This window comes from Apibacter mensalis (assembly GCF_001418685.1).
GTDB classification, from domain to species: domain Bacteria; phylum Bacteroidota; class Bacteroidia; order Flavobacteriales; family Weeksellaceae; genus Apibacter; species Apibacter mensalis.
Genome location: NZ_LIVM01000014.1, coordinates 54207 through 60206, shown reverse-complemented (window position 1 = coordinate 60206; position 6000 = coordinate 54207). Strand labels below are relative to the sequence as shown.

Below are 6000 nucleotides of genomic sequence, written 5' to 3'. Positions count from 1 at the left end.
TTCATTATGATTTAAGGTAGCTTTCACATTTTTCACCGAACCATCATAAGTAAAAGTTTGTATATCTTCAGCGGAGATAATTGCCTTAGCTTTATTGATGGTAAGGGTAGCCGTAAGTTCTGCATAGCCATAATTAGGGTGCTTTAATTTAGCTGTAACTAAATAAGAACCAGCGTTAATATGGCCATTGTTCTCATAAGTAACTTGGGTAGATTCCGGTAAACCTGTAACCATCAAACTATGAGGATTGCCATCATAAATGAAGGATTTATTTTCCATTAGTACAGAGGCAGGGAATGAATTAGGTACATCAATTTTCAATTTGATCTCTTTGGATGCTTTCTTATAATTGTTAGTTTCAGGAGCACTGGCTGTGATTAAATAGGATCCAACTTCAGTATATCCCTGTTGAGGGCTATAAGTTAAATTGGTTTCATTATGATTTAAAGTAGCCTTCACATTTTTCACCGAACCATCATAAGTAAATATTTGGGTATCATCCGCAAAAATGTAGGCCTCTGCTTTTTCAATTTTTAAAATTACAGATTTAGATGTTGAATTATAGTTATCAGTAGTTTTAGCAGCTATAGTAATAGTATATTCTCCAGCATCCTTATACCCTTTTTGAGGGGTATAGGTTAATTCAGTTTCATTATGATTAAGTGCTGCCAATACATTTTTTAAAGTTCCATCGTAAGTAACAATTTGTACATCCTCAGCAGCAATTTCAGCGTTTGCTTTTTCAATTTTTAAAACAATTTGTTTGGAAGACTGCTTGTAATTATTGGATTCATCAGCATGAATGGTAACTATATATTCACCCGCATTACTATATCCCTGTTGAGGGAAATAGGATAGGGAAACCTCATTATGATTTAGGGCTGCTGTCACATTTTTTACAGAACCGTCATAAGTAAATGTTTGTATATCTTCAGCTGAAATAATAGCCGGTGCTTTATTAATTATTAATTGGGATTTTAATTGGATATCTTTATAATTGTTATGTATTAATGTTGCGGTTACAGTATACGTGCCACTATTAATTTTATCATTATTTTCATAATTAATTTGTGTTCCTTCCGGGTAACCTTCTACATATATACCGTGAATTTTACCGTCATAAGTAAAGCTTTTGCTTTCAAACTTAATTGTAGAGGGGTAAGAAACCGCTTTATTAATTTTTAAATTAATAGTTTTAGAAACCGCTTCATAATTAGGAGTAGAAGGTGCGCTTACGGTAATTTCATAAGAACCGGCATCCGTATATCCTCTTTGTGGACTAAAGGTAAGAACAGCTTCGTTATGATTTAATTTTGCTACTATATTTTTTACTGAGCCGTCGTAAGTAAAGGTTTGTATGTTATCAGCAGTTATCATGGCCTTAGCTTTATTGATAATTAGCTTAACTGTTTTTGAGTCAGATTCATAATTATGCGACGAAGGAACATGTATAGTAATGTCATAGGAACCAACATCCGTATATCCTCTTTGTGGACTAAAGGTAAGTTCTGTTTCTTTGTGATTTAAAGTTGCTGATATATTTTTTACTGTTCCATCGTAGATAAAGGTTTGAATATCTTCAGCAGAAATAATAGATTGGGCTTTTTCAATAACTAATTTTACATCTTTCGAGGCTGCTTCATAATTATTGGTTTCTTCCGTTTTTAATTTTATTGAATATTCTCCGGCATTAGTGTAGCCTTTTTGAGGTTCAAAATTAAGGGAAGCTTCCTTATGATTAATAGAGGCAATAATATATTTTTCAGATCCATCATAGATATATTTTTGTATAGTTTCGGCAGTAATTACAGTTTTTGCTCTTTTTATTTTTAGCAAAACCTTCTTAATTGCTTCCTTGTAATTATCCGATTCAGGTGCTTTTATTGTTATTTCATAATCTCCTGCATTTATATATCCTTCTTGAGGGAAATATTGAAGTTGTTTTTCCGAATGATTAAGTGTTGCGGATATATTTTTTACAGAACCATCATAAGTGAATGTTTGTGTATCTTCAGCGGAGATAATTGCTTCTGCTTTGTTAATGATAAGGTTATTAGTCAGAATCAGTGTGTTGTAATTACTATTGGTAACTGTAGCTGTAACTTGATATATGCCAGAATTAATCGGTTCTTCAGTATTTTTCGGATAAGAAGTGTTATTAATTCCTTCGTATTCATATTTTACCTCAGTATTATCTGGGAGTTTATCTAGTACAGTTATAGCATTGCCATGTTTTTCAGTATTGTAAGTAGTTATTTTTTCCTTAAGTTCAATACCGGTAAATTCTGCCTTTTTAATAATTAAATTATTACGTAAGGATAAAGTATTATAGTTTGGATTATTTAGTGTTGCCGTAACAAGATAGGTTCCTGCATTTACAGGCTTGTTTTTCTGTTTAGGATAGGAAGTTGTATTAATTCCTTCGTATTCATAAACTACTTCAGTTCCTTCAGGAAGTGAACCCATAACCTCAATATTTTTTTCAGATCCATCATAAGTGGTTGTTTTTTCAGGTAGAGATATTCCGGTATAATTAGTTTTGTTTATAACCAATATAATATCTTTTTTTGCAGAAAGATAATTTTGTGTTTCAGCAGATTTTGCTGTAATGGTGTATCCCCCGGCATTTACATATTCTTGTTGAGGTTCATATGTAATTGAAGAAGCGGTATGATTAATGGAAGCACTTACTTTTTTGCCTTTTCCATCATATGTATAAATAAATAAGTCGTCTGAAACTATTTCGGTATTAGCTTTATTAATAATCAAATTTGCCGTAAGAGTTATTTCGCAATCAGAAGATATAGAATTATCTTTTAAATTAACGATCGCCAAATAAGTTCCTGCATCAGTAGGAGCTTGAGAGCTCTCTTCAAAGGAGGTATTTTCAATACCTCTATATTTAATTTCTTTGGTTATATGATCGGGTAGATTGTTTAAAATAATTTCTTTAGGTGTTCCATCATACGTTACTTCCGTATCATTGATTAATATATTACTTAAACTAACGCAAGAGACTTCATTTTGATATTCATAAGCACCTAAATCAATGGTATTTTTAACTACTCGAGGGTTGTTGGCTAAATCTTTATTGATTCTGGTTATATAATCATTGTTACCTTTGTTTATTACAGGACTATTGGGGTTTAGTTTATAACCTTCCTCGAATAAAGGATCAGTTTGGCCGTTTATATTATTGTTATTGGTGGAAGTATTATACTCAACTAAACTGTAGTTAAAAATAGGAGCATTATTTAAATCATTATTGGATGTATTGGGCTTATTGCCCCAAATAATACTATTGTTAATAGTAGGGTTAGCGTTGTTACAATAAAGACCACTACCTTTATTATTTGAAACTTCGTTATCGGAAATAGTTAGGTTAGTAAATACAGATTTTTCTGATTCATCAATATAAATCCCCCCTCCTTCGCCGGACTTGTTTCTAGTGATTAACGAATTAGTTAAAAGCAGACTCGAGTTTTTATTGTAAATACCCCCACCTTTGCCTACCAAATATCTATATTTAAAATTAATGATACTGTTGTCTGAAATGATCACGTTAGTCAGTGTAGGTTGTTTTGATTCTTTATTAAATATTCCGGCACCAACAGCATTATTATTGAATGTTTCTATTTTGTTGTTAACTATAGAAACATCAAGTAAAACAGGAGATGATTTATAGGTATAAATACCGCCCCCCCCTATGGCTTTATCACTGATCAATTTATTATCGGTAATAGTAATATTGCTTAAAAAAGAGTTGGATACATCAATTAGTATACCCCCTCCGGCATCCACGGCATTATTTTCCGAAACAATCAAATTTTTTAATTTTGGCGATGAATTGGAAAGATATATTCCTCCACCGTATCCGGTATAGATCCAACTATTATTTACAATTATGTGACACGGAGCTTTAAAAGCTCTTAAGCAATTATCGCTACGAAGACTTGCGTTCCCCCCTTTAATAGTAAAGCCGTCTAGAATAGTTTTTCCAACATCTCCGGATGAAATAACAACGTGATAAACATTATCCCCCAGCAACGTAGTAACATTATTTTTCCAATCTCTTTGATTTACAGAAGTTTCAGTTCCTGAAAAACCGCCATAAATTTCAACATTTTTCGGTAATACAAAAGAACGATCATTTACCTGATTTCCTCCATCTCCCGCAACATATAAAGGAGAATAAGTTCCTTGGGAAACCCAAATTTGCTTAACAAATATATTATTTCCTAAATTTTGTTCTCCGGCAATCTTTAATGCATCTGCTAATTCACCTAATGCATTTGCCCAAGAACTCCCGTCTCCGTTACTGCCTTTTTTAACGTATAAAATATCTTGTTTAGGACTAAAACTAGGCATAAAAACAGAGGTTCTATTTGCATCAAGTGTATAACTGAAAGCTACACTAAAATTATATAATGGATAAGGCTTACCATGTAAAAAGCTTCCGTCTTTATCTTTAGGTTCATTGTCGGGTCTTAAGGTAGTTTCTGATTTTTCTCTTGGATAAATATATTCTCCATCCTTTTTAGCATCTAAATCAACATAAGTAAAAAAGGCAGGATAATTATCACTATCCCTTAGATTTCCGGCTTTTATCAATAATTTACCATTAAGATATATATCTTGCTGTCCGTATATTACCTCTACATTTCCGATAATATCGTTATCGCAACTTATTATAACCGTATTATTATTTGAATCGATTTTTACATCAGAAATATTTTGTAATACTCCATTATTCTTTAATTTAAACCCATAATTGGGAAGAGCTTGTACTAAATTTGTATCAAATACAAGAGGCGGTTGGGGTACATGAAATACGACACCTATAGACTTAGATGAAATACGATAAATTTGTTTAGGTTGTAAGGGTTTAAAGTCTTCACCTAACACTTGGGTTTTATAATATACTTTCGCCAACATTTCACCGTACCATCTGTATCCATTGGCATCCATATGGATTCCTCTATGGGGCAAGTGATAGATGGGACCGGCATTAATAATATCATCATAGGTATTAGATAACTCTAATTGTGCAAGTCCAATGTTGAGATTGTCATCTTTACGCAGTGATCCTACTTGGTAGGTAATAAAAACAGGTTTCTTAGTTTGGCCGTAAGTATTCATGATATCTTTCTGCATATCATTTTTTAAATCAACTAACAGCTTTTTGTATCCAAATTTGTCAAGTGTTGCCCCCTTAGTATTATCATCATGAATGGTAAAGTAATTATATTCTCCCTGCAGCCAGAAAATAGCCGGAGTAACCATTTTATAACCGTTTGATCTTGCAATTCCGGCAGCAGATTCAATAGATTTTAAAAAATGTTCTTTATAGTAGTTGGTGCTAAAATATCCTTCTTTAGATAAAGCTTCAATACTTTTTCCATTTTCTCCGTCGGAAGAAGCCAGGTATTTAATCCTTGCTTTGGGCTGTTTTAATTGTAAATGATTCACTAACCCAACCAAAGGAGTTTCCGCCAAAGTGATGGACGCCCTGTTTTTTGGGTAATTTTGGTACATAATGGCAGTAGAAGCTTTGAGCGGATTAAATTCTGTGAAATTGGTATTTCCCTGCTTAATCCAGACCTGATCTCCTATCATATAATTACCCTCTATGCTTTCAGTGGATAAAGCGGGATAAGACTGGGCACCGGTGGACAAACTTTGTCCATACATAATTAGGTGCTGATAGGTTCTGTCATTAAGTGTTTCATAAGGTTCTGTAAGTATTGGATTTTTCTCTTGTGAGCAAAGGGATCCAATGCCTATAGTTTGCAATAAAATAAGAACAAAGTATAAATGTTTCATATATCAACTATTGATCAAAAAATTATATAATCAATTAAATTATCCATGTGAATGAGGTAATATAATTAGGTTTATAGTTAATAAAGAATATTTAAATAGCAATGGATGAACAAATATCATAGAGCACAATAAAAAACTATTTAAATGACATAAACTAAAGCTGATTACACACTCACA

General features: G+C 32.5%; 1 protein-coding gene. It reads right to left on the bottom strand.

Annotation, left to right across the window (positions count from 1 at the left end; genetic code table 11):
• A partial coding sequence (locus ASC36_RS10715; protein WP_055426205.1) for an MBG domain-containing protein occupies positions 1-5823 on the bottom strand: 5823 nt, incomplete at its 3' end.
• Positions 5824-6000 lie beyond the last annotated feature (177 nt).